The organism is Escherichia sp. MOD1-EC6842 (genome assembly GCF_002965705.1).
GTDB lineage: Bacteria > Pseudomonadota > Gammaproteobacteria > Enterobacterales > Enterobacteriaceae > Escherichia > Escherichia ruysiae.
Window position 1 is genome coordinate 193,091 of the sequence record NZ_PTRF01000002.1, and the last position, 24,315, is coordinate 217,405.

General features: G+C 49.0%; 25 protein-coding genes and 1 pseudogene. 8 read left to right on the forward strand and 18 right to left on the reverse strand.

Annotated features, from left to right (window positions below):
- Positions 1 to 63 precede the first annotated feature (63 nt).
- Positions 64 to 261 carry a YbdD/YjiX family protein gene (locus A7Z29_RS03870; RefSeq protein ID WP_000460431.1) on the forward strand — a complete coding sequence of 66 codons (198 nt, stop codon included), beginning with the start codon at positions 64 to 66 and terminating at the stop codon, positions 259 to 261.
- 9 nt (positions 262 to 270) lie between these two features.
- On the opposite strand, the gene hcxA is transcribed toward A7Z29_RS03870, so the two are convergent.
- The gene (hcxA, locus tag A7Z29_RS03875; protein WP_105289817.1) at positions 271 to 1,359 is read right to left on the reverse strand and encodes a hydroxycarboxylate dehydrogenase HcxA; all 1,089 of its coding nucleotides are present in this window, start codon (positions 1,357 to 1,359) and stop codon (positions 271 to 273) included.
- A 108-nt stretch (positions 1,360 to 1,467) separates the two neighbouring features.
- Between hcxA and ybdL the strand changes: the two genes are divergently transcribed.
- Positions 1,468 to 2,628 (forward strand): methionine-oxo-acid transaminase, encoded by a 1,161-nt coding sequence (gene ybdL, locus A7Z29_RS03880; protein WP_105289818.1) that lies wholly within the window; start codon positions 1,468 to 1,470, stop codon positions 2,626 to 2,628.
- Here the strand turns inward: ybdL and A7Z29_RS03885 are convergent, their stop codons facing one another.
- The 4 genes from A7Z29_RS03885 to dsbG form a co-directional block, all read right to left on the reverse strand.
- The gene (locus tag A7Z29_RS03885) at positions 2,629 to 3,258 is read right to left on the reverse strand and encodes an IbrB-like domain-containing protein (RefSeq protein WP_000528559.1); all 630 of its coding nucleotides are present in this window, start codon (positions 3,256 to 3,258) and stop codon (positions 2,629 to 2,631) included.
- Positions 3,231 to 4,451: a phosphoadenosine phosphosulfate reductase gene (locus A7Z29_RS03890; protein WP_105289819.1), complete on the reverse strand. Its 1,221-nt coding sequence runs from the start codon at positions 4,449 to 4,451 to the stop codon at positions 3,231 to 3,233. Before A7Z29_RS03890 ends, A7Z29_RS03885 begins: the two co-directional genes overlap by 28 nt.
- A 140-nt stretch (positions 4,452 to 4,591) precedes the next feature.
- Positions 4,592 to 5,497, reverse strand: a complete 906-nt coding sequence (gene citR, locus A7Z29_RS03895) for a DNA-binding transcriptional repressor CitR (RefSeq protein ID WP_000002457.1) — start codon at positions 5,495 to 5,497, stop codon at positions 4,592 to 4,594.
- A 208-nt stretch (positions 5,498 to 5,705) separates the two neighbouring features.
- Positions 5,706 to 6,452, reverse strand: coding sequence for a thiol:disulfide interchange protein DsbG (dsbG, locus tag A7Z29_RS03900; RefSeq protein WP_000913736.1), 747 nt, complete (start codon positions 6,450 to 6,452; stop codon positions 5,706 to 5,708).
- Positions 6,453 to 6,825: 373 nt separating this feature from the next.
- On the opposite strand from dsbG, the gene ahpC reads away from it, so the two are divergent.
- Positions 6,826 to 7,389: an alkyl hydroperoxide reductase subunit C gene (ahpC, locus tag A7Z29_RS03905; protein WP_000052796.1), complete on the forward strand. Its 564-nt coding sequence runs from the start codon at positions 6,826 to 6,828 to the stop codon at positions 7,387 to 7,389.
- Positions 7,390 to 7,633: 244 nt separating this feature from the next.
- On the forward strand, positions 7,634 to 9,199 hold the full coding sequence (gene ahpF, locus A7Z29_RS03910; protein ID WP_032224910.1) for an alkyl hydroperoxide reductase subunit F: 1,566 nt from the start codon (positions 7,634 to 7,636) through the stop codon (positions 9,197 to 9,199).
- A 119-nt stretch (positions 9,200 to 9,318) separates the two neighbouring features.
- Here ahpF and uspG read toward each other — a convergent pair whose 3' ends face one another.
- The 11 genes from uspG to citC form a co-directional block, all read right to left on the reverse strand.
- Entirely contained in the window at positions 9,319 to 9,747 is a 429-nt protein-coding gene (gene uspG, locus A7Z29_RS03915) for a universal stress protein UspG (protein WP_010346594.1), read from the reverse strand.
- 123 nt (positions 9,748 to 9,870) lie between these two features.
- Entirely contained in the window at positions 9,871 to 9,960 is a 90-nt protein-coding gene (gene yldA / locus A7Z29_RS23915; protein ID WP_016159109.1) for a small membrane protein YldA, read from the reverse strand.
- Positions 9,961 to 10,102: 142 nt separating this feature from the next.
- Positions 10,103 to 10,513 (reverse strand): nucleoside diphosphate kinase regulator, encoded by a 411-nt coding sequence (rnk, locus tag A7Z29_RS03920; protein ID WP_000089725.1) that lies wholly within the window; start codon positions 10,511 to 10,513, stop codon positions 10,103 to 10,105.
- 229 nt (positions 10,514 to 10,742) lie between these two features.
- Positions 10,743 to 11,549 carry a ribonuclease I gene (rna, locus tag A7Z29_RS03925; RefSeq protein ID WP_010346591.1) on the reverse strand — a complete coding sequence of 269 codons (807 nt, stop codon included), beginning with the start codon at positions 11,547 to 11,549 and terminating at the stop codon, positions 10,743 to 10,745.
- Between the two features lie 113 nt (positions 11,550 to 11,662).
- Positions 11,663 to 13,126, reverse strand: a complete 1,464-nt coding sequence (citT, locus tag A7Z29_RS03930; protein WP_085460509.1) for a citrate/succinate antiporter CitT — start codon at positions 13,124 to 13,126, stop codon at positions 11,663 to 11,665.
- A gap of 50 nt (positions 13,127 to 13,176) precedes the next feature.
- Positions 13,177 to 14,055 (reverse strand): triphosphoribosyl-dephospho-CoA synthase CitG, encoded by an 879-nt coding sequence (gene citG, locus A7Z29_RS03935; RefSeq protein WP_085460510.1) that lies wholly within the window; start codon positions 14,053 to 14,055, stop codon positions 13,177 to 13,179.
- Entirely contained in the window at positions 14,030 to 14,581 is a 552-nt protein-coding gene (gene citX, locus A7Z29_RS03940; RefSeq protein WP_032224916.1) for a citrate lyase holo-[acyl-carrier protein] synthase, read from the reverse strand. Before citX ends, citG begins: the two co-directional genes overlap by 26 nt.
- Before the next feature lie 3 nt (positions 14,582 to 14,584).
- Positions 14,585 to 16,117, reverse strand: coding sequence for a citrate lyase subunit alpha (gene citF, locus A7Z29_RS03945; protein ID WP_000192233.1), 1,533 nt, complete (start codon positions 16,115 to 16,117; stop codon positions 14,585 to 14,587).
- 10 nt (positions 16,118 to 16,127) lie between these two features.
- Positions 16,128 to 17,036 (reverse strand): citrate (pro-3S)-lyase subunit beta, encoded by a 909-nt coding sequence (citE, locus tag A7Z29_RS03950; protein ID WP_000622357.1) that lies wholly within the window; start codon positions 17,034 to 17,036, stop codon positions 16,128 to 16,130.
- Positions 17,033 to 17,329, reverse strand: coding sequence for a citrate lyase acyl carrier protein (gene citD, locus A7Z29_RS03955; RefSeq protein WP_000700703.1), 297 nt, complete (start codon positions 17,327 to 17,329; stop codon positions 17,033 to 17,035). The genes citE and citD overlap by 4 nt, the downstream gene beginning before the upstream one ends.
- A gap of 14 nt (positions 17,330 to 17,343) precedes the next feature.
- Complete coding sequence (citC, locus tag A7Z29_RS03960; RefSeq protein WP_000467676.1) at positions 17,344 to 18,402, reverse strand: [citrate (pro-3S)-lyase] ligase; 1,059 nt, start codon at positions 18,400 to 18,402, stop codon at positions 17,344 to 17,346.
- 378 nt (positions 18,403 to 18,780) lie between these two features.
- On the opposite strand from citC, the gene dpiB reads away from it, so the two are divergent.
- Both dpiB and dpiA read left to right on the forward strand, forming a co-directional pair.
- Entirely contained in the window at positions 18,781 to 20,439 is a 1,659-nt protein-coding gene (gene dpiB, locus A7Z29_RS03965) for a sensor histidine kinase DpiB (RefSeq protein WP_000938911.1), read from the forward strand.
- Complete coding sequence (dpiA, locus tag A7Z29_RS03970) at positions 20,408 to 21,088, forward strand: two-component response regulator DpiA (protein ID WP_000126493.1); 681 nt, start codon at positions 20,408 to 20,410, stop codon at positions 21,086 to 21,088. Before dpiB ends, dpiA begins: the two co-directional genes overlap by 32 nt.
- Positions 21,089 to 21,126: 38 nt before the next feature.
- Here dpiA and dcuC read toward each other — a convergent pair whose 3' ends face one another.
- Positions 21,127 to 22,512: an anaerobic C4-dicarboxylate transporter DcuC gene (gene dcuC / locus A7Z29_RS03975; protein ID WP_032224920.1), complete on the reverse strand. Its 1,386-nt coding sequence runs from the start codon at positions 22,510 to 22,512 to the stop codon at positions 21,127 to 21,129.
- A gap of 689 nt (positions 22,513 to 23,201) precedes the next feature.
- Here dcuC and pagP point away from each other — a divergent pair.
- Both pagP and cspE read left to right on the forward strand, forming a co-directional pair.
- Positions 23,202 to 23,475 (forward strand): annotated as a pseudogene (gene pagP / locus A7Z29_RS03980) (lipid IV(A) palmitoyltransferase PagP); the annotation flags it as partial.
- 174 nt (positions 23,476 to 23,649) lie between these two features.
- Positions 23,650 to 23,859, forward strand: a complete 210-nt coding sequence (gene cspE / locus A7Z29_RS03985; protein WP_000034825.1) for a transcription antiterminator/RNA stability regulator CspE — start codon at positions 23,650 to 23,652, stop codon at positions 23,857 to 23,859.
- Positions 23,860 to 23,912: 53 nt separating this feature from the next.
- Here the strand turns inward: cspE and crcB are convergent, their stop codons facing one another.
- A complete protein-coding gene (gene crcB, locus A7Z29_RS03990; protein ID WP_000939738.1) occupies positions 23,913 to 24,296 on the reverse strand; it encodes a fluoride efflux transporter CrcB in 384 nt (127 codons plus the stop codon).
- Positions 24,297 to 24,315: the final 19 nt, after the last annotated feature.

Below are 24,315 nucleotides of genomic sequence, written 5' to 3' on the forward strand. Positions count from 1 at the left end.
CTGACCGAGTGCGTTGATAGCTATTAATGCACTCTCTCAGCAATCTGATTACCGGAGGTATTGATGTTTGATTCACTGGCAAAAGCCGGAAAATATTTAGGTCAGGCGGCGAAGCTGATGATTGGTATGCCTGATTACGACAACTATGTCGAACATATGCGGGTTAACCATCCCGATCAAACGCCGATGACCTACGAAGAGTTTTTCCGCGAGCGGCAGGACGCGCGCTACGGTGGAAAAGGCGGCGCGCGCTGCTGCTAAATTTGTACGTCAGGCTTTAAACGATTCCACTTTTTCGAACGCTGCACGCAACGTATCTGGTGTCAGTGTAACAGGCAGGTAATGAATGGATTCCACCGGACGTAAGGTGTGGGCAATCACTTTGTCGATCTCCGCCTGATTATTGATATCCACTTCCAGCTCCGCCAGCGTAGTCGGCAGATGAAAACGGTGATACGCCTCGGTTAATTGCGCCAGCACATCATCTTGTCCCAGCAAGGCGCTTTGCACCAGAATGCCGTAGGCGACTTTGGTGCCGTGGAGAAACTTCTCGGTTTGCGGCAGCACAGTCAGACCGTTATGTACGGCATGAGCCGCCGCCACACGCGTAAAACGATCGCCCAGACCACCGACCATTCCACCTCCGGCGATAATCGCATCCACCACATCGCAAAATGATTGCGTTAACTGTTGATTTTGCTGATCGGCAAGCGCCTGTTCGCTACTGTTTAACAAGACGTCGCGAATGGCTTGCGCGTTATTAATCCCCAGACGCACGGTTAGCGGCAACGTGTCTGGTTGCGGAGCCAGCACCACCGCTTCATACCATTTCGCCAGCGTGTCACCGATCCCCGCCAGCAGATATTCTTGCGGCGCGTTGAGGACAATCTCCGGTTCCACCAGCACCATAAAATTGGCGTCGTCGAAAATCTCATAATGCAGCGCCTGTCCGGCATCGTTATACCAGACGGAGAGCGGTGTCCAGGCGGCGCAGGTAGCGGCGATCGTCGGAACGGCAACAAACGGCAGACCGAGACGGCGGGCGAGGGCTTTCGCGGTGTCGAGCAGTGCGCCGCCGCCGACGCCAATCACCACGCTGCGATCGTCACCGGACTCAGCCGCCAGTTGATGTACATCGCTTTCGCTGCAATGACCGCGAAACAAAATATGCTTTGCTCCTGGCAGTTCAAACGCTGGTGGAAGTTTGGTTTGCGCCGCAACAATGGCACGTTCACCATAAATCCACACAGCGCGAGAAAGCTGTTCAGTCGTGAAAAAATCATGCAGGTGATTGAGACTTCCGGGATGAGAAAAGTAGTTAGCCGGGCCGACGACGACGCGGATAGGATTGTGAGGCATGTTGTGTTGTCCTTATTGTTTTATTTAGACATCTAAACGTCTTGATTGCCAAATGCTAGCATCGTGTTATAGTGCCTTCAACACGCAACTTCGTCAGGCACAATAAAAATGACAAATAACCCTCTGATTCCACAAAGCAAACTTCCACAACTTGGCACTACCATTTTCACCCAGATGAGCGCGCTGGCGCAGCAACACCAGGCGATTAACCTTTCGCAAGGCTTTCCTGATTTTGATGGTCCGCGCTATTTACAGGAGCGGCTGGCGTACCACGTTGCCCAGGGGGCAAACCAATACGCGCCCATGACCGGCGTGCAGGCCTTGCGCGAGGCGATTGCTCAGAAAACGGAACGTTTGTATGGCTATCAACCAGATGCCGATAGCGATATCACCGTAACGGCAGGGGCGACGGAGGCGTTATACGCGGCGATTACCGCATTGGTGCGCAATGGCGATGAAGTTATCTGTTTCGACCCCAGTTATGACAGTTATGCGCCTGCCATTACGCTATCAGGTGGGATCGTGAAACGCATTGCGCTACAGCCGCCGCATTTTCGCGTTGACTGGCAGGAATTTGCCGCATTGTTAAGCGAGCGCACCCGGCTGGTGATCCTCAACACGCCGCATAATCCCAGCGCGACCGTTTGGCAGCAGGCTGATTTTGCGGCCTTGTGGCAGGCAATTGCCGATCGCGAGATTTTTGTCATTAGTGATGAAGTTTACGAGCACATCAACTTTTCACAGCAGGGCCATGCCAGCGTGCTGGCGCATCCACAGCTGCGTGAGCGGGCGGTGGCGGTTTCTTCATTTGGCAAGACCTATCATATGACCGGCTGGAAAGTGGGTTATTGCGTTGCGCCAGCGCCCATCAGTGCCGAAATTCGCAAGGTACATCAGTATCTGACCTTTTCGGTGAATACCCCGGCACAGCTGGCGCTTGCCGATATGCTACGTGCAGAGCCTGAGCATTATCTTGCGTTACCGGACTTTTATCGCCAGAAGCGCGATATTCTGGTAAATGCCTTAAATGAAAGCCGGCTGGAGATTTTACCGTGCGAAGGTACATATTTTTTGCTGGTGGATTACAGCTCCGTATCTACCCTGGATGATGTTGAGTTTTGCCAGTGGCTGACGCGGGAGCACGGCGTAGCGGCGATTCCGCTATCGGTGTTTTGTGCCGATCCCTTCCCACATAAACTGATTCGTCTCTGTTTTGCCAAGAAGGAATCGACGTTGCTGGCAGCAGCTGAACGCCTGCGCCAGCTTTAGCTATTTAACCGTCCAGGCGCGGGAATATTGACGGTCGGCAAACAGTTCTTGCAGGCCGTTAATTTGCTTGAGGCGCAATACTTCGTCGCTATCCATACCCAGCTCTTTACTGATTTTATTATCGTCCCAACCTAACTGGCTGAGTTCTCGAACAATTTCTGACATTGCCGTGACCTGGTGGCGACCACGCGCCCGGTTGTGGCGAATAGTTGCAGCGATACGTTCGTTACGTGTTCCTTCCAGACAGGTGACCGGTAAATACCCTTTTAATCGCAATTTTAACGTGTTAGAGCCTTTACCAATTTCATGACGGTGAAAACCATCAACAATTTCAAGTGTGCTGGCTCGTGTATTGGTCACCACAATTGGCTGGGTAAAACCATCGATCTCAATTGATTTTTGTAGTAATCGTTTCTCTGGCGGCGCGACGTTATTCGGATTGTAATCATTGGGAGTGAGTTGGGTGTTCTTAACCCACAAAACACAATCGACCGGTTCGTCGCGAAATGGACTCACTTGATGGATCGCCGTTCTGATCTCATTGATCGCCTTAATGCGATCTTCTTCTGCCAGACTGGCGAGAAATTGAGTTAAATCCTGCGTTAATCGCTGCTGCATAGTATTCCCCATTCCTGACGTTTTCCTTTAATCCGTTCGTTATAACGTTGATAATTTTTGGCTTTTGTGGGGCTGAATGATAATGCCCGACACCAATAATCATTGTTGAGCAATACCTTGCAGATACGTCGCCAGGAAGGGACGTCTTTTGAGCCAATATCTCCATGCTGCGTCTGAGGGATCTCGATGCCTTTTTTTTGATACCAGTGCAAATAAACAGCAATTTTATTGCGATAATGTTCAGCCGTTTTTTCCGGCATACTGTTAAGCAATAATAAGGCATATTCCTGCCAGTCTAGATGGTCGGGCTTAAGGATCTTCCTGTGACCATAAAATTGATTGTCATGACCTGCGTAAATTCCACCGCTTTTTACGCCACTGACCCGGGCGCACATTGTGGCCCATCGGTCAGGTTCAAGAACATGATATAGCCACAAACCTTGCCGTTGTTCTGGGCCAAAAGGTTCGCAGATTCGCATAAGACGCAGAGGGACGCCAGCCTGGTACATCAGGTTATACAAAGGGTTAGATAGAGACTGGTGTTTAGCATACCAGGTCCAGATATCGGCCACCTTCCAGTCGTAAATGGGATAAATATACCAACAATGGCCACCAGGTGCGGCGGTGGTCCACGGTTTATCGTCAGCAAAACGTTGTTTATTTAAGCTGGCAATGGCGACGAAACGATTATAAGACTCGTCGGCACGGATACCGACCATCATTGCGGCTGGGCGATGTTGTGAAAACCATTCGGCAAATTCACGCACGAAATGTTCAAAGCTCATGCCAGATTGATAAAACGAGAAAAATGCGGGATCGGTTATCGCATCTTCTGGCGGTTGACGAACCCATTCAATATCAGGCTGCCAGCACTGCCATTCGGGTTGATATTGGGATAATGAATTTTGCGTTGTTAGCGGTAGTGCCACCCAATAAAACTCTTCGATAACATCGGCATACTGCTCACGTAGCGATTGAACATAGTCAATCGTACAAGAAAACTGAGCTTCCCAGTCGATAAACAGGACGTGTATTTTTTTTCCCATTTTTCTGGCCAGATCTGCGGTCAAATGGAGCATTAAGCCAGAATCTTTACCACCAGAAAAAGAGACGCATACGCGAGGCAGAGTATTAAGTGTCCAGGTGATACGGTCTTGTGCTGCTTCCAGGATATTGAGAGGTAGCGGAATTTTATAAATGGACATCTGAAGACGCTCTCTTAACGTGACCGTGAGAAAAGTGCGATAGTTTCCTGATTATAATATTAATAAATTAAAATGAGGTATCTTATTTTATATTCATATAATAAATCTTTTTGGCGGATATTATCCATACTGGCAGATGTTTAACAAAAGTTATCATTCAAGCGATCAATAAAACGAGAGAAGCTCAGGTTGTTTAATGATGATTTATTATAGGAAATATAAAGAGTATTAGAAGGTAGATTTTGTTCTAGTTTTATTTGTTTTAATTGAAGGTTTTTTTGATAGTTACGATATAATTCGAAGGGGACAATACCCAGTAAATCGGTTACTGCAATAGTATTGACAATAGTAAACAGTGACGAGCTACGAAATGCTATTTTTCGGTTTGCCAGAATCGCTTCTATTTCCATCTGAAAATCTTCAAGGCCAGGTGCTTTTGATGCCAGGGAGGTGAACTCTTCATCAAGAATTTCTTCGCGGCTACTGTTTTCCGTTATTCTCGGATGGGTTGCGCTACAGATAAGCGTGTTTCGTATCGACTGAAAAGGCATGCAGATCACCGAGCGACTGATGACAGGCATTAATGTGATGACCAGATCTGCTTTGCGATAAGTCAATAAATCTTCGGCGCTTTCTGCTGACATCATAATGTCATGATGTTCAATTTCTACGGCTGTATCTTGTCGTAGACATCCGATCAAAAGGCTACTGTTAGTTGAAGAGATGAGTTGCGGGCCATAAATAATAAATTTTTTCTTCAGTTCTGCTTTATTGACAATGTTGATAGTTTGTTCAAGGTTTTTAAGATTCTTCTCAAGGTGATGATGCAAATTTAACCCTGTTGTTGTTGGTGCAATACCTTTCCCGGAGCGAATAAACAAGGGGTCATTAAATTGTGCGCGTAGACGTTGTAAAGATTGGCTTACCGCAGAAGGTGTTATATATAACGATTCTGCGGCCTTGCTAATGCTAAGATGCTGATATATGCATTCAAAAATGACAAGCAAGTTTAAATCAAATTTTTTTAAGTCGTAAAGATTAGCCATGATGCACTCCATTCATATGCTTGCTCTCATAATATTCATCAAGTCAATGATATGGCTTTATGTATTTTTATATATTATGTTGTTTTACTTAATTTACGATTAAGTTTTTCTAAAATAGCATAGTTGGTATGAGTGGGGTGAACAATACTTGCGATTTTATGGATAACTGAAAAAGAGTGATCTATTCCAATTATCCATAAAATGTATGCTATTTATTTCCCATAATAATATTTAAGGTCTTTTGATCCGGTAATCCGACAGCCTGCTGCAATGTGTTCTCTTGACTCATGTAATAAATCGCAGGTGTGACATTTGCACCCAATTCGTCCATCAACGCCTCATTGGCACTTAGAATCTTCATCTGCTCCGGGCTCACGCTCCCGGAGAGGTTCAGCTTTAACTTGCCGCCTGATGCTTCATACTCTTGCCACGTTTTTGCCGGATCCTTAGACGCAAGGATTGCCGCCGCAGTGGCTGGGCTTTCGGGTTTTATCACGCCAACCAGTAGGGTACGAATTTGTACTTTACCGGCATCAACCCAGGGGCGCGCTTGTTGCCAGAATTGTTTGCAATATGGGCAGAAAGGATCGGCAAAAACATAAACCACGACGGGTGCATCTTTTTTACCGTCAAGTAACCAGCTTGATTGTTCCATGCGCTGCCACATTTCGCGTCCGGCAGGTGCGTAAATCTCTTTTTCAATAAGGGCGTTACTGAGGTTTTCTCCCTTTTCGTTGTACATATAGCCAGAGATGGCATGTTTGCCGTCAGGCGTAAGGTAGATAGTGACTCCCATGTCCTGATATTTCCCCAGATAACCTTTCATGCCACCCGGTGCATCGAACGATCTAATAATCGTAATCCCCTGTTTTTCAATCGCTTTAACGGGCGCAGGAAGCTCTTCGGCGTAAGCTAATCCTGGGAGTAGGGTTAAAAAAATTATCTTTTTTAACATTGCTTTGTCCTTTTCGTTCAGTGCAAATACACAATAAAAGGCTTAACCTATCACTGTCATAGTTAAGACCTTATGTCAGATGATTGCCCTTTGTTTATGAGGGTGTTGTAATCCCTCTCGTCGTTGCGATCATCATTGCAACACCGCAGCCTGTTGAACAGGCGCTGAAGATACCAAAGGGTAGTTCAGGTTATGCGGTCACCTGGAAAGGGGACCCTTTTTACTTTTTATCGCCGCTGGCGGTGCAAAGTTCACAAAGTTGTCTTACGAAGGTTGTAAGGTAAAACTTATCGATTTGATAATGGAAACGCATTAGCCGAATCGGCAAAAATTGGTTACCTTACATCACATCGAAAACACGGAGGAAGTATAGATGTCCTTGATTAACACCAAAATTAAACCTTTTAAAAACCAGGCATTCAAAAACGGCGAATTCATTGAAATCACCGAAAAAGATACCGAAGGCCGCTGGAGCGTCTTCTTCTTCTACCCGGCTGACTTTACTTTCGTATGCCCGACCGAACTGGGCGACGTTGCTGACCACTACGAAGAACTGCAGAAACTGGGCGTAGACGTATACGCAGTATCTACCGATACTCACTTCACCCACAAAGCATGGCACAGCAGCTCTGAAACCATCGCTAAAATCAAATATGCGATGATCGGCGACCCGACTGGCGCCCTGACCCGTAACTTCGACAACATGCGTGAAGACGAAGGTCTGGCTGACCGTGCTACCTTCGTTGTTGACCCGCAGGGTATCATCCAGGCTATCGAAGTTACCGCTGAAGGCATTGGCCGTGACGCGTCTGACCTGCTGCGTAAAATCAAAGCAGCACAGTACGTGGCTTCTCACCCAGGTGAAGTTTGCCCGGCTAAATGGAAAGAAGGTGAAGCAACTCTGGCTCCGTCCCTGGACTTGGTTGGTAAAATCTAAATTTCCTTCGTCTTTCACGCCATAGCGGCGTTGGCGTCGCCCGCTCACCCCGGTCACTTACTTGTGTAAGCTTCCGGGGATTCACAGGCTAGCCGCCTTGCTCTGGCGTGAAATACTTCGGAAATTCACCTAATTCTTCGGGTGCTGCGGCACCCGATTTTCTTCCCCGCACCATGATGCAAGCTGCATCCAGGTAGCCGATGAGGCCGCTTGCATGATGATGTTTAAAGCCCAGGAGATAAACATGCTCGACACAAATATGAAAACTCAACTCAAGGCTTACCTTGAGAAATTGACAAAGCCTGTTGAGTTAATTGCCACGCTGGATGACAGCGCAAAATCGGCAGAAATCAAGGAACTGTTGGCTGAAATCGCTGAACTGTCAGACAAAGTCACCTTTAAAGAAGATAACAGCTTGCCGGTGCGTAAGCCGTCATTTCTGATCACCAATCCAGGTTCCAACCAGGGGCCGCGCTTTGCAGGTTCCCCGCTGGGTCACGAGTTTACCTCGCTGGTACTGGCGCTGTTGTGGACCGGCGGTCATCCGTCGAAAGAAGCACAATCTTTGCTGGAGCAGATTCGCCATATCGACGGTGATTTTGAATTTGAAACTTATTATTCGCTCTCCTGCCATAATTGCCCGGACGTGGTGCAGGCGCTGAACCTGATGAGCGTACTGAACCCGCGCATTAAGCACACGGCGATTGATGGCGGTACGTTCCAGAACGAAATTACCGATCGCAACGTGATGGGTGTTCCGGCTGTGTTCGTGAATGGTAAAGAGTTTGGTCAGGGTCGTATGACTATTTCCGAAATCGTTGCCAAAATCGATACGGGTGCGGAAAAACGTGCGGCAGAAGAACTGAACAAACGTGATGCTTATGACGTATTAATCGTCGGTTCCGGCCCGGCAGGTGCAGCGGCGGCCATTTATTCCGCACGTAAAGGCATTCGTACCGGTCTGATGGGCGAACGTTTTGGCGGTCAGATCCTCGATACCGTCGATATCGAAAACTACATCTCCGTACCGAAAACCGAAGGCCAGAAACTGGCTGGTGCGCTGAAAGTTCACGTTGATGAATACGATGTTGATGTAATCGACAGCCAGAGCGCGAGCAAACTGATTCCTGCGGCGGTTGAAGGCGGTCTGCATCAGATTGAAACGGCCTCCGGTGCGGTGCTGAAAGCACGCAGCATTATCGTGGCGACCGGCGCGAAATGGCGCAACATGAATGTACCAGGTGAAGATCAGTATCGCACTAAGGGCGTAACCTACTGCCCGCACTGCGATGGCCCGCTGTTTAAAGGCAAACGTGTGGCGGTGATTGGCGGCGGTAACTCCGGTGTGGAAGCGGCAATCGACCTGGCAGGTATTGTTGAACACGTAACCCTGCTTGAGTTTGCTCCGGAAATGAAGGCAGACCAGGTATTGCAGGACAAACTGCGCAGCCTGAAAAACGTCGATATCATTCTGAACGCGCAAACCACTGAAGTAAAAGGCGACGGCAGCAAAGTGACCGGCCTTGAATATCGCGACCGTGTTAGCGGCGATATTCACAACATCGAACTGGCCGGTATTTTCGTCCAGATCGGTCTGCTGCCGAACACTAACTGGCTGGAAGGCGCAGTAGAACGTAACCGCATGGGTGAAATCATCATCGATGCGAAATGCGAAACCAACGTTAAAGGTGTGTTTGCTGCTGGTGACTGTACGACTGTTCCGTACAAGCAGATCATCATCGCCACTGGCGAAGGTGCCAAAGCCTCTCTGAGCGCCTTTGACTACCTGATTCGCACCAAAACTGCATAAGAAGAAGTAAGATTCACCTGCTATTGTTTAGCCGCCGGGGTCAAATCTGGCGGCTTTTTTTCGTTATAAAAAACCTGCCGGGATTGCTCCGGGCAGGGCATCATAAATACGTTAATCTGTTAACGAACGACTAATACAGGCAGGTTGGTGTGGCGGATCACACTGGAAGCATTAGATCCTAACAGATGAGTTGAAATTGATGGATTACGTGAACCGATAACCACGACATCTGCATTCAGTTCTTTGGCTAACTCGTTCACCTCATCTCGCACGCTACCAAAACGTACATGAGTTTTGATACGGGAGGGATCAATATTGAAATGACCAACCATTGTCTGCAGGCGTTCTTCCGCCTCATGTTGCAAATGCTCTTCGAAACGACGCACATCGGCAGCAAAACGGTGCAGACTAAGGCTTGCGGCGCCAGGTAATACATGGAGTAAATGAATTACACCATCATCCTGGGCGAGAAATTCAGCATGACGAACGGCTTTGTCGCTTAATTCCATTTCAAATACGTCTACCGGCATAATGATTGTTTTGTACATAAGCATTCTCTCCTTGCTGTTGCATGAATACATAACATCACATTATTGATTGCAGTTCTGTGATTTGCGACGTTGATTTTATATCTATTAAGTATTGATTGGTAAAATATATTCACATAAACACTACCAGTGTTGCTCAAGGTATAGCACCGCGACAACAAGTATTGCCGCGATGAAAATATAAAATACTGTAATACCAAGAGCTTCACTCATAATGGAGTCCGCAGGTTGATAACCAGTTCAGATTAGAACGTAGCGGGGAAGAGCAAAATGATAAGTCTGGTTGATATTTGAACAGAAAGAGGATGCGGATGCATCCTCTGGGCAAAGCGAGTAAACGCTTGTGCAGATGGGATTAAAGCAGGTAGTCGCCAGCGGCTTCAGGCTGGTATTCGAGTTCCAGCACTTCAAGGTGGGTTGCGGTGCCGCCCGGAAGTTCCCAGTGAATGGTATCGCCAACGCGAAGTCCCAGCAGTGCGGCACCCACCGGAGCCATCACGGAAAGCTGAGTATTGCTGTCGGTCATTTTGGCCGGATACACCAGTGTGCGTACACGCACTTCGCCATCGCTAAGATTGCGGAATTTTACCCGGCTGTTCATCGTCACCACGTCGTGTGGCATCTCTTCTGGCCGACACATTTGGGCGCGATCCAACTCTGCGTTTAACGCGTCGGCGATTGGCAAACCGGCATAGGCGGGTTGCTCCAGCAGAATATCGATGCGTTCGGCATCCAGGTCGTTAATGATGATAGTTGGTCTGGACATTTTTACTCCATGTCGTCGGTACTGCGAGTGTCGCAGATAAACATACCCAAAAGAAAACCCTCACCGTCAGGCGGCGAGGGTTTAACTCATATGATGATACTGACTGTTGCTCACTCTTTGAAGTGATATACGTCACATTCAGGTAATTCCTCAATGCAGCGCATTATGTATATATATTAATCATCATGTTTTACGTAAAACGCGCGACGACGTTTTACAGATCAGATGATTAATAACCCACTTTATCAATCACAAAGGCTTTGCCACAGTTGCCAGGGTGTGGTTGTGGTAAGAATGAGTTTGCTGAGAGCGGTGCGTTGATGGCGTCAGCTTTTATCGAAATCTGGATTTCAGTCAAATACGCCGGGTTACCCTGGCACGTTAACTTGACCGCTTTGACGTTCTCTTTCCCCCAGCTTTTGGCAAAGGCCGCGTCAAAGTCACTGCGGCTTACGGTTTTACCGTAGTTATCCGCAAGGAATTTTCCGGCTGTGCTCTCTTTAATTTCTTGATTCAGACGCACCATCGTGCCGAAATAAGCGTCCGGGTCAAAACCAAAACAGGCACCATGTTTCGCGTATTCGTAACGTTCCAGACAGGAGCGTCCGCCAGCCCCTGGCATAACTTCACTCAGTTTAGCTGCGGTTTCCAGCGATAACCCGGTTTCCGGTGATGAACACATCCGGCTGGCGCGAGCTTCCGGCAAGTTCGGGATTGGACGAGTGGCGCAGCCGAAGCGCATCCAGCGGCGTTCATCAACGCCACGCGCTGCGACTGATTTTGGCAACCCCGGCCACAGGCCATGTACGGTCAGAAAATCAGCTTTGTTGGTCGTTTCGGTTTGCAGGCGACATTCATCTCGTTCGTTACGATTTCGATCGTGTTGACTCTGGCAAAATCCTGTTTGCCAGGAGAGAGCCAGGACATAGCGGTCAAAATCGCCATACTGTTTTGCCTGCAACGCAGCGGCGTTGACAGAAGATAAGGAGAGCAGAGAAGCCGTCAGTAAAGCGGCGTTACGCCAGAATGCTTTCATAATGGGTGTGGAACTCATACATACACTGAATACTATCTATTAAATCATAAAAAAGCCCGCCAGGTGGGGGTACCTGGCGGGCGTGATGATTTATTCAGCGTTTGACGAACGTATTAGTTCCACATGGCGAGAATCGGCCAGCCTACCAGAAGCAGCATGGCAATATAAATCACCCCGAAGATAGCGCCAAGACGCCAGTAATCTTTCGATTTCACATAGCCACAGCCGTAAATAATCACCCCAGGACCGGTTGCATACGGCGTCAGACAGCCCATGATACCGATAGACAGCACCAGCAGGATACACAGTTGTTCCATTGGTACGCCCGGAATCCCTTTACCGACGGCCAGAATGACTGGCAGCATAGTTGCGGTATGCGCAGACAGGCTGGCAAACAGGTAGTGTGCAAAGTAGAAGACCAGAACCAGTACAATCACTGTTGCGTGTGGTGAGAAACCTTCCAGGTGCGTACTCATGGTGCTGGCGAACCAGTCGATAAAGCCAGAACGGGTCAGGCCATTAGCCATGACAACCAGCGTTGCCAGGTTAACCAGCGTGTTCCATGCGCTGTTATAGCGGGTAATGTCTTTCCACGGCACAACGTGCAGCGCCAGCATCAGCGAAACTGCCAGCAGGCCAACCGCAGTGGCGTTAATCACTTCACTACCAAATACCCACAAACCTAAGCTGAGCAGAACAAGACCAATCAGCGTCCACTCTCTGCGAGTCAGGCGCCCCATAGTTTTCAGCTCGTCGCCTGCCCAGGTTGCCACTTCTTCACTATGAGTGACTTCCGGTTTGTACAGCACGTAGGAAAGCCACGGTGCAATGATAAGTAAGATAACCCCAACAGGCAGGAAGCAGAGGAACCACTGCAACCAGCTAATCTGGATACCGGCAATTTTGCTGACGAACTCCAGACCCAGCACGTTCGGTGCCGCACCGGTGACAAACATGGAGGAACTCAGACTGGTACTGATGACCATCATCCACATTAAATAGCCGCCAATACGACGCGCGGACGGATCGTTCGGGAATGATTTAAACAGCGGCGGCAGGTTTTTAATGACCGGGAAAACCGTACCCCCGGTACGTGCGGTGTTAGACGGTGTAAACGGAGCCAGCAGAATGTCGATAATGACAATTGCATAACCCAACGTCAGCGTGCGTTTGCCCATGAATTTCACCAGGAAAAGGGCAATACGACGGCCTAATCCGGAAACTTCATACCCTAATGCAAAGATAAATGCGCCAAATACCAGCCAGACAGTGGTACTGGAAAAGCCAGCCAGTCCCCATTTCAGTGCCTGTTTTTGGGCATTAAAAGCGGGGTCAGCTAATTCTTTGGCGTCAAAGAGCAGGTAATTACTGCCAATAACGCAAATAGTCACTGCAATAAAACTGATCGCCGTTGCCGGAATTGGCTCGAGGATCATGCCGACAATCATTGCCACAAACACGGCGAAGTAATGCCATGCCTGCGGCGGCATACCGTCGGGTACAGGGATAAGAAACATGACGCCCATCACCACCAGTGGGGCCAATAATTTCCATATCTTATCTTTTGCTAAAGACATACGGGTTCTCCGAAAATTAATATTTCCAAATTTATCAAGTGCTTAAATTATTAAATCTGTGCTAAAAACCAGGTAAGGATCAGCAGGTCGGCGCTGCCGCCTGGACTGAGATTTCGTTCGATACACTCCCTGTCGAACTGCCGGAGATAATCGAGATCGGCGGGGGTTCGGATGCCCCCTTTTTGCAATAATGTTTGCGCCTGGCGCTGTAGCCAGCGCAGGCCCCCCTCGCCACCGCGCGATGCGACGTTGGTATCGCCGTTGATCGCCATCAGTAGCAATAAGGTATCGAGCAATGCCAGTTCAGGATCCAGCCCCTGATCCAGCAGAGTGAGGTAATGCGGGAGGGCGCGGTTGATAACCAGCGGGTAGCCCGCTTCGGCTTCACCGCGCGCACCGGTAAGACCAAGTTGCTGATATAACCGTTGGCCTGCCGTTAGTTGTGGATTATTGGTGCGCAGTTCGCGATCGGTTAGACCACGGCAGAAACTGGCTGCCGTCGCACAAACGGTTTTGGGCATTACCGGCTGGTTGAGCTGAAGCAAACGACCAATTGCCGCACACATCAGCCCTAAAGAAAAAATACTGCCTTTATGGGTGTTTACACCAGCGGTAGCGCGGAACATATCGCCTTCGCAGGCCATACCAATTGGGCGTAATCCGCTGAGTACCGATTCTGGTGCCATTTCTGCACTACAGGCACCAAATTCAATGAAACGTGGTAGCCAGCCCTGAATCGCCAGCGCGCTACGGTGGAAATCTTCCAGCGACATATCTTTGTGCGCACCGCAGTTAATGCGATCCACGAGACCGGGTTTCGGTGACAGATTGACTTCAGTCAGCATGGCGCGCCAGCCCAGCAGGGCGTAGTCATTGATTAATGACGTCGCAAGCTTTGTGGTTTTAGTTGACGTTGCAGGCATCGACATCGTTCAGCAGCGCCTCCATACGGTTGAGTAAATCGGTCAGTTGGTGGGTTTTCCCACGCGCACAAACTGCCGCACTTTGCTCGCACAACAGGCAGCGGCGAGGCGGCAGTGAATAATTGCGGCGGGAGAGAATTTCGCCTTCGGGCGTCAGGACATCGATATCCCACAAACGTCCAAGAGCATGACTATGTTCAAGCTCAATGGTGGCGAGCTTGAGGTCGCGAGCCGGTGCGGCAATGCTCAACATGCCCTCCGGCCCGCTGGCGGAAACCAGTGCAGCCTGCTCCTGAATTTGCCAGCCCTGTTTTGCGGCTAAAGCACGCAGGGCAGTCACGCCATGATTAAAAATCCGGCGTGTGACCTCGCTGTCTTTAATCGGCCCAGGCGCAACCACAGTAAAGGAGACCAGTGGAACAGGATGGCGCTTGAGCCAGGCGTGTTGCCGTGCTTGCCTTTCATCCCGGCTGATGAGCAACTCGGGAATCGAAACCGCATGGTGGCTGGCGAGTTCAGGGAGCAGGTGCATGGCTTATTCCTTCACCTGATGTACAACATCAATCACTGAGCCATCGCGGTAACGCACGACGGCAACGACGCGGTCGGTGAATTCAATCGGCTGTGGTTCACCGGTCAACAGACGCGCACGTTCGCGCAGCCACTCAATGGAAACCACTTTAATGCCCGCTTCCTGCAGACGTTCTGCCAGTTCAGGACGTGCCGGGTTAACAGCGATACCGTGGTCGGTAACCAGGATATCGACGCTGGAACCCGGGGTGATGCAGGTCAGCACGTTATCCACCAGAGTCGGAATACGACCGCGTACCAGCGGTGCGACGATGATGGAAAGGGCGGATGCAATCGCGGTATCGCAGTGACCGCCGGAAGCGCCACGCAGTACGCCGTCAGAGCCAGTCAGCACGTTGACGTTGAACTGGGTGTCAATTTCCAGCGCGCTCAGTACCACCACGTCGAGACGATCAACCGATGCACCTTTCGAACCCCAGTTGGCGTACTGGTTGGCGCTGATTTCGATATGATTCGGGTTACGAGCCAGCGATTGCGCAGCGTGGCTGTCAAAGCTCTGCACATCCAGCAGTTTGCGGATCAGCCCTTTTTCGTGCAGATCAACCATCGTTGCGGTAATGCCGCCGAGGGCGAAGTCGGCGCGAATATCGCGGCTACGCATTTTGTCTTCCAGAAAACGGGTTACCGCAAGCGAAGCGCCGCCGGTGCCTGTCTGCATGGAAAAACCTTCTTTGAAGTAGCCAGAGTTGACAATCACATCTGCTGCGCTGCGGGCAATCAGCAGTTCGCGCGGGTTAGTGGTCATACGGGTCGCGCCTGCGCCGATTTTTGCGGCATCGCCAACGCGATCAACTTTGACGATCAGATCAACCTGATCCTGTTCAATACTGGCCGGGTTATGCGGATAAGGCAGCAGTTCCTCGGTGAGCATGACTACTTGTTTCGCATTGTCGGCATCGACCATCGCATAGCCGAGGGAGCCGCAGCAGGCTTTACCGGTGTAACCGTTGGCATTACCGAATTCATCACAGGACGGGACGCCGAGAAAAGCAACGTCGATATTCAGTTCACCGCTCTGTACCAGATGTACACGACCGCCGTGAGAGTGGATTTGTACCGGTTCAGCCAGCAGGCCACGGGAGATTTCTTCCGCCAGTGGGCCGCGCAGACCAGAGGTATAAATGCGGGTGACCACACCCTGACGAATATGTTCTACCAGCGGTGCATGGCAGTCGCTCAAAGAGCTGGACGCCAGTGTCAGGTTTTTAAAGCCCATCTTCGCGATGACGTCCATCACCATATTGACGGTCAGGTCACCGCCACGGAAAGCGTGGTGGAAGGAGACGGTCATGCCGTCCTTTAAACCAGAACGACGAATAGCGTCTTCCAGGTTGGCGCACAGTTTGCGATCGCGCGCTTTTTCAGCCTGGTAGGTTTGCTTTGGCGAGTTCTGGAAAGCGGCAAGATCGCATTCAGCGCGACGATTCCAGGCCGCTACCCGTTCTTGTCGTTGAGATTGTTCAATTTTCTGCGTCATTTTGATTGCCTTATTCTTCGCGGATGCCGGAAAGTTCTGCGCGGGAGAGCACCAGACGGGCACGATCGATAACCGGACCGTCAACCATCTTGCCGTTCAGGGAAACCACACCGAGGCCTTCGCGAGCGGCGGCTTCAGCGGCTTCTACGACGCGGCGTGCGTGATCCACTTCTTTCTGGGTTGGTGCGTAGAGGTTGTGGAGCAGATCAATCTGACGCGGGTTGATCAGCGATTTGCCGTCAAAGCCCAGCTGTTTGATGTGTGCGGCTTCTTGCAGGAATCCGGCTTCGTTGTTGGCGTCGGAATAGACGGTATCGAACGCCTGGATACCGGCAGAGCGCGCGGCTTGCAAAATGGAGCAGCGAGCGAACAGCAGTTCCGTACCTTCCGGTGAGCGTTCAGTGCGCAGGTTACGCACGTAGTCTTCCGCGCCCAGCGCGATACCGATTAAACGTTCAGATGCGTGAGCGATTTCTACCGCGCGGGTAATACCCAGCGGAGATTCAATTGCCGCCAGCAAACCGGTGCTGCCCGGTTCGCGTCCACAGGCTTTTTCAATACGCAGGATCTCTTTTTCGATATCCAGCACATCCTGAGCGGTATCAGTTTTCGGCAGACGCACAACATCTGCACCGCCGCGAACGACAGCTTCCAGGTCGTTCACACCCCATTCGGAATCCAGCGCGTTTACACGCACAATGGTTTCAATGTCGCGATACAGAGGATGTTGCAGTGCGTGGTAGACCATGCGGCGAGCGGTGTCTTTTTCACGCAGCGCCACGGAGTCTTCGAGGTCAAACATCAAGGCATCAGCCGGGTAGATGAAAGAGTTGCTGACCATCGCGGCATTAGCGCCAGGCACAAACAACATGCTGCGGCGGGTGCGGGTTTTACGTTGTTGCAGCGAAGCGGAAATCATTGGCAATCCTCCCATGGCAGAGCCGGGATACCGCTGGCGCGCGCCAGCAGGGCTTCCAGTCGTGCACGTAAAATGCAATCCAGTGCGCCTTTGTCATCGACATTCAGCTGTACGCCGCGCACGTTATAGCGGGCGAGAACGTCCAGGATGGTGGTGCGAATCGCATCACCAAACTGTTTCTCAACGCTGCTGTTGATTTGCAGGTCGATATCCTGCGTATCGAGCGGGGCGATGCGTATCATCACATCCCCAGACTCAAGGGTGCCTGCAACGGCGGGCTGGTTTATTTTCATTTTTCACCTGTTTCTCATGCGGGGGTCTTTTGACGAGCTGCCGCGTCCTGACGGGAGTGTTCAAGCAGATTCTGCAAGTAATGCAGCGTGGCTGCCGGAACCAGCGGCGCGATAGCCGTGAGATCGTTTTTCACCAGCAGTTGGCGTACCCGGGAAGCGGATATCGGCATCTCCTGGTAACGCAGCCGCTCAATTTCAACCAGTTCAATGGGCGGTGCGGAGATAGTCGGTGTTTCCAGCCAGTAGCGCATATCCTGGTTGTACTGGGCGGTCACGCGGCAATAAGGTTCAGTACCGACAAAGCGATGGGTAACGCCCAATGCTGGAGCGAGGTACTGACGGAAAATCTTCAGATCAATTTCGGTGTAGCAATGGTTAATGACGCTCTGTTCTTTAATGAAGTAGCAGGGGAACGTGGCGCGGGAGATGATGTATTCGGAGCCGCGATGCACGGTCAGGCGCGGAATATCGGCGGTGCCTTTCAACACCAGATCCAGCCGGTCTTCATAGGGAAAGCGCGAAGAATCTTCTTTGACTAAAAACAGATGCAGCCAGTCACACTGTGCCGCTGCCTGTTGAATCAGATAACGGTGACCGTTAGTAAAGGGATTGGCGTTCATCACAATGCAGCCAATTTTGTTCCCTTCATGACGAAATTTTTTTAGTGACTCGGCATAGCGTTTCAGACGTGTGGCACTGTTTTCCATCAACACCATCACGCCTGGTACGCTGGTCAGCGTGTAAAAACCGCACTGGCGGAACAGCGCCTCGTATTCGATTTTGGTATAAATAAACAGATGCGTGCTGTGCCGTTCATAGGCGAGGTTTATCAGTTCGGTGGCTAATGTCAGCGCCAGTCCTTCACCGCGAACAGATTCGCTGATAGCGACGCACTTAATAATATTTCCGGCGATTCCACCGCAAGCGATAAGCTTTTCATTGCGGGTTACGGTAATAAATACTTCGACTGTTGTGTCAACGCTCAAATCATTGTCATGCAGAAATTGGGCAATTTCTGCCATTTTTTTATTTTCTGAACGTTTTACCCGGGTGAAAATATCATTGCCGAACATAATAAGTCATATCCTGAAGGTATGTGTTGTTATCAATTTGCAATGAATGTTAGTCAGTGTTGCAAACTGATAACCTTTTATTTTCAGTTGGGAGAAAGGGCAGCGAGCGAGGTATATCTGTTTCTCCTTTTGCCATACATCCTAAGGAGTATTGCGGCGTGAAATTTTGATTTATTTCACATAGAGTTAGTGGTTTTTTATTTATTTAATGGTTTTAAGTTTTTTAATTAATGTAATTGCGGATTGGTGCGTGGTTTTAAGTTATTTAATTGATTTAATGAATGAATTTTGCCACGATCATATTTGATTTTTATATATCGAGATTCAACATTTTAATTACATTCACCAAAAGACAGGGTTTACCCCGCAAGGAAAACAATGTTGCAGTTTAATGAGAATAAACAGTTTGCTTTTTTCGAACGACTGGCATTTCCGTTGCGTATCTTCCTGCTGATTCTGGTGTTCTCAATATTTGTCATCGCAGCACTGGCGCAATATTTTACGGCCAGTTTTGAGGACTATTTAACGCTTCATGTGCGCGATATGGCAATGAATCAGGCGAAAATTATTGCCTCCAATGACAGCATCATCACGGCGGTTAAAGCGCGTAATTACAAACGGCTGGCGACCATTGCCGATAAATTACAAAGAGATACTGATTTTGACTATGTGGTGATAGGTGACCGCAACTCGATCCGCCTTTACCATCCTAATCCCGAGAAAATTGGTTATCCTATGCAATTCACCAAACCCGGCGCGCTGGAGAAAGGGGAGAGCTACTTCATCACGGGTAAAGGGTCGATAGGTATGGCGATGCGTGCCAAAACACCGATCTTTGATGATGATGGCAAAGTCATCGGCGTGGTGTCGGTGGGTTATCTGGTCAGTAAAATCGATAGCTGGCGCGCCGAATTTTTATTACCAATGGCCGGCGTATTTGTCGTGCTACTGGGTATTCTGATGCTGTTGTCGTGGTTCTTAGCCGCACATATCCGCCGCCAGATGATGGGGATGGAACCGAAGCAAATTGCGCGGGTTGTTCGTCAGCAAGAGGCGCTGTTTAGTTCGGTTTATGAAGGGCTGATTGCAGTGGATCCGCACGGTGACATAACCGCCATCAACCGTAACGCAAGAAAAATGCTGGGGCTGAGTTCCCCTGGGCGGCAGTGGCTGGGCAAACCCATTGCAGAGGTGGTCAGACCCGCCGATTTCTTCACCGAGCAGATTGATGAAAAACGCCAGGATGTGGTGACAAATTTTAACGGCCTGAGCGTCATTGCTAATCGGGAGGCTATTCGTTCTGGTGACGATTTGCTGGGGGCAATTATCAGCTTTCGTAGTAAAGACGAAATTTCCACCCTCAATGCACAACTGACGCAAATTAAACAATATGTCGAAAGCCTGCGCACATTGCGTCATGAACATCTCAATTGGATGTCTACGCTCAATGGTCTGTTGCAGATGAAAGAGTATGATCGCGTGCTGGCGATGGTTCAGGGGGAGTCCCAGGCTCAGCAACAGCTTATTGACAGTCTGCGCGAAGCCTTTGCCGATCGCCAGGTGGCGGGGCTGTTGTTTGGTAAAGTACAGCGCGCCCGCGAACTGGGGCTAAAAATGACAATCGTCCCCGGCAGCCAGCTTTCTCAACTGCCGCCAGGGCTGGACAGCACTGAGTTTGCGGCGATTGTGGGTAACTTACTCGATAACGCTTTCGAAGCCAGTTTGCGCAGCGATGAAGGGAATAAGATAGTCGAGTTATATTTGAGTGATGAAGGCGATGATGTGGTGATAGAAGTCGCCGATCAGGGTTGCGGTGTCCCAGAGGCTCTGCGCGACAAAATATTTGAGCAGGGCGTCAGTACGCGTGCTGATGAACCCGGTGAGCATGGCATTGGGTTGTATCTTATTGCCAGCTATGTAACGCGCTGCGGTGGAGTTATCACTCTTGAAGAGAATGACCCCTGCGGTACTTTATTTTCAATCTATATTCCGAAAGTGAAACCTAATGACAGCTCCATTAACTCTATTGATCGTTGAGGACGAAACGCCGCTGGCAGAGATGCATGCGGAATATATTCGTCATATTCCCGGATTCAGTCAGATATTGCTGGCGGGAAACCTGGCGCAGGCCCGAATGATGATCGAGCGTTTTAAGCCGGGGCTTATCCTGCTGGATAACTATCTCCCTGACGGTAGAGGTATTAATTTACTGCATGAACTAGTGCAGGCGCATTATCCCGGTGACGTGGTGTTTACTACTGCTGCCAGCGATATGGAAACGGTATCTGAAGCAGTACGCTGTGGTGTGTTTGATTATCTGATCAAGCCAATTGCTTATGAGCGTCTGGGACAGACATTGACCCGTTTTCGCCAGCGTAAACATATGCTGGAAAGTATTGATAGTGCCAGTCAGAAGCAAATTGATGAGATGTTTAACGCTTATGCGCGTGGCGAACCGAAGGACGATCTTCCGACTGGTATTGATGCGTTGACACTTAACGCAGTGCGGAAACTTTTCAAAGAGCCAGGTGTGCAACATACGGCGGAGACGGTAGCGCAGGCATTGACCATCAGTCGCACTACCGCCAGACGTTATCTTGAATATTGCGCCAGCCGCCATCTTGTTATTGCTGAAATTGTTCACGGTAAAGTTGGCAGGCCGCAGCGCATTTACCACAGTGGCTGAAGAGAGTGCCGGAGGAAGCATACCTCCGGCAAGGAGAATTATTTACCTGTAACTGCGGCGGCTGTTCCGGGTACAATCAACTCTGTAGCCACGATGACAATCACCAGCCCAACAAGCACCGGCACCGAGGTGCGTTTAACCACTTCAAAAGGCGAAATTTTTGCCATCCCGGCAACCGCAACCACAACGCCAGAGACAGGCGAAATCGTGCGACCCAGGTTTGACGCCTGTAGCATTGGAATAGTCAGGTATGCCGGGTTAATGCCTGAAGAGTGCGCCAGTTTCGGGATCATCTCAACGAATGCATAGAATGGCGCATTGCCGGAACCCGTAGTCACCGCCGCCAGCATCGTCAGGATAACCAACACCAGCATGAGGATAATGCTCGCTGAACCAAACGAGGTAGCGATTGAGATCAGGCTCTGGATAAAACCGATGGTGCTAAGTCCCTGGGCAAATACCCCCGCAGCAACTAATAGCATTACCACGTTAGCGAAGGCATCAGCCATGCCGCGATAAGCCACTTCGAGGCCAGAAAAGACTTTTTGTGTATTAAAGCTGCGAATAAATTCCAGAACGGAGGCAATCAGCATACATATCACCAGAATGGTGATGATGTGCAATTGCGGACCCCATTTGCCGTCAAAAAATAGCACGCCAATGATCGGTGTGAACGGCAGAATGGCGTAAAACGCGGGGGCGGTGGTAGTGATTTCGCTGACATCTAACATTTCATGAGAGATGTGCTCTTTTTTATCCAGATAACGCTGCCAGAAAAAATGGGCTATCGCCATGCCGATAATTGCGGTAATTGAGATAGGCAGCGTCGTTTTGAAGGCGAAGTCAATTAACGGCATTTCGGAAGCCTGCGCCGCCAGCACCACATCACCAGAAGTTGGTGCGAGAATAATTGCCGCCGGTGAGGCGCAAATGGCAGCAGCCGCGCCGCGACTAATACCCACGTTCACCATGACCGGGAACAACGTTGCCATCAGTAAAACGCCCAGGCCCGTTGCGGAGGAAACTGCCAGTGACATCAGGCAGGCAACAAAATAGGCGGCAATCATCAGCAGGTAAGGGGAGTTTATGTACTGCAGCGGTTTTGACGCCAGCTTGACGACCATATCGTTCGCGCCGATATGGGTCATATAAGCGGCAAAACCACACAGCATCATGATCATCATGCCAAGGTCGCCACCGCGACTCATCAGCAATATTTTAATGTATTCAACGATATCCGTGGCACTATAGCCCGTTGAAGTCTGGCTGGCAGGTAAAACTTTGTGCCCCATAATGGCACTGATAATCAGCAATAACAGACCACCTGCAAATAATACCCCGGTGGCGGAATACCCTTTAATGATGTAGCGAGCTACACCCACAATAACCATAACTCCAATAAGGAGCTCAATGAATGTCAGCATAATTTTTCCTGTTCCAGACTCCAAGGTAAATAATAACAAATTCCTAAGACTAAAGAAAAAATATGCCGAATAAATGGGTGGCGAATGCTGATTAAAATCAAGAAAAGCTACCATTAATACATTGATGTTTTTGTTTTTTATACCTGAATAACAAAATGCGTTTTTATGATCGGTATTTATCAATGTGATTATGTATGCTAATTGATAAGTAATTGATGCAGTTTTGTTAATCGCTTGATGGGAGAACCTTTTCTTACTTAAAAAATGATTTTCTGTATACGCGTGATGAGAGTGTAGGAGATGTTTATTTGCTGACTTATTATTTCATCTAGTTAAAAAATAAGGTTTTTTTCTGTTGTAGATTGCGAACCGTGCTGGGATGAATTTTGTGATTAAGCAGCTATATGAAAGAAAAATACAACTTAAGTCTCCGGAATAATTTGATGATATTTTCTTGTATAACGCTATTAAATATTAAGTTTGTTCTTTAGATTGAAGTAATTAAGGTTTGTTTATTTTAGTTTAGCTATGCTGACAGTGGATTTCTGATAAATATTTTATGGCCACTAATGGGCGCAAGTAAATGTATTGCCGTAATTCCCCTTGTTTTTATTGAGCGAATCCGTGTTGACTAAGTTTCTGCTGGTACGGATCTATGGATTACTACATTTAGATAGAATCTCGGTAAAACCTGGCATTCACTTTTCGCTTATAACAAAGAAAAAACGATCGCTATAACGAAAAATCGTGGGGCAGCGGTTTGGGTCAGTTGCGTTGGGATGAGAAAAGTAACGGGTACGGTTTGTACGTAACGACGCGTGATAACGGGAACGACATACCTGTCCCGGTGTACTGCCATTGGTTTGTGTGGGCTATGAGCTGGCTACTTTTCAGATGACCTATATTCCTGGCACCTACAACAATGGCAATGTTTACTTTGCCTGGATGCGGTTTCAGTTTTAGACAAGTTATGTTTTTACAAAACCTTTAAAAATCATAGCGTAAGGCAAGTATCACCAAAAATAACGCGACTTTTATCACTTTTTAGCAAAGTTGCACTGGACAAAGCGTACCACAATTGGTGTACTGGTAACCGACACAGCATTTGTGTCTATTTTTCATGTAAAGGTAATTTTGATGTCTAAGATTAAAGGTAACGTTAAGTGGTTTAATGAGTCCAAAGGATTCGGTTTCATTACTCCGGAAGACGGCAGCAAAGATGTGTTCGTACACTTCTCTGCAATCCAGACTAATGGTTTTAAAACTCTTGCTGAAGGTCAGCGCGTAGAGTTCGAAATCACTAACGGTGCCAAAGGCCCTTCTGCTGCAAACGTAATCGCTCTGTAAGATACGTCAGCAAGAATTCAAAACCCGCTTAATCAGCGGGTTTTTTTTGGTCTTTAGTGTGCGGTTGATGCTGAAAACAACCAGAAAGCCAGTGCAGTCATGGCAAAAGAACCTAACAGGTTTACGAAGACGTTCAGTAATGCCCAACCAAAACGCCCTTCCTGCAACAAAAACACCACTTCGGCTGAAAATGTTGAGAAGGTTGTCAACCCGCCACAAAATCCGGTGGTGATTAATACTTTCCACACTGGATCAATGTTTGTCATCCGACTGAACCAGGCAAATCCCATACCTATGATGAATGCGCCGATCAGGTTTGCTGCCAATGTTCCCAAAGGAATCGCCTGATGCAGCGGGTTAAATCGCATACTTAACAGCCATCTCGCCACGCTTCCCGTACCACCGCCAATAAAAACTGCTAAAAGGAGTTGTAACACTGCAAAATCCTGCTATTTG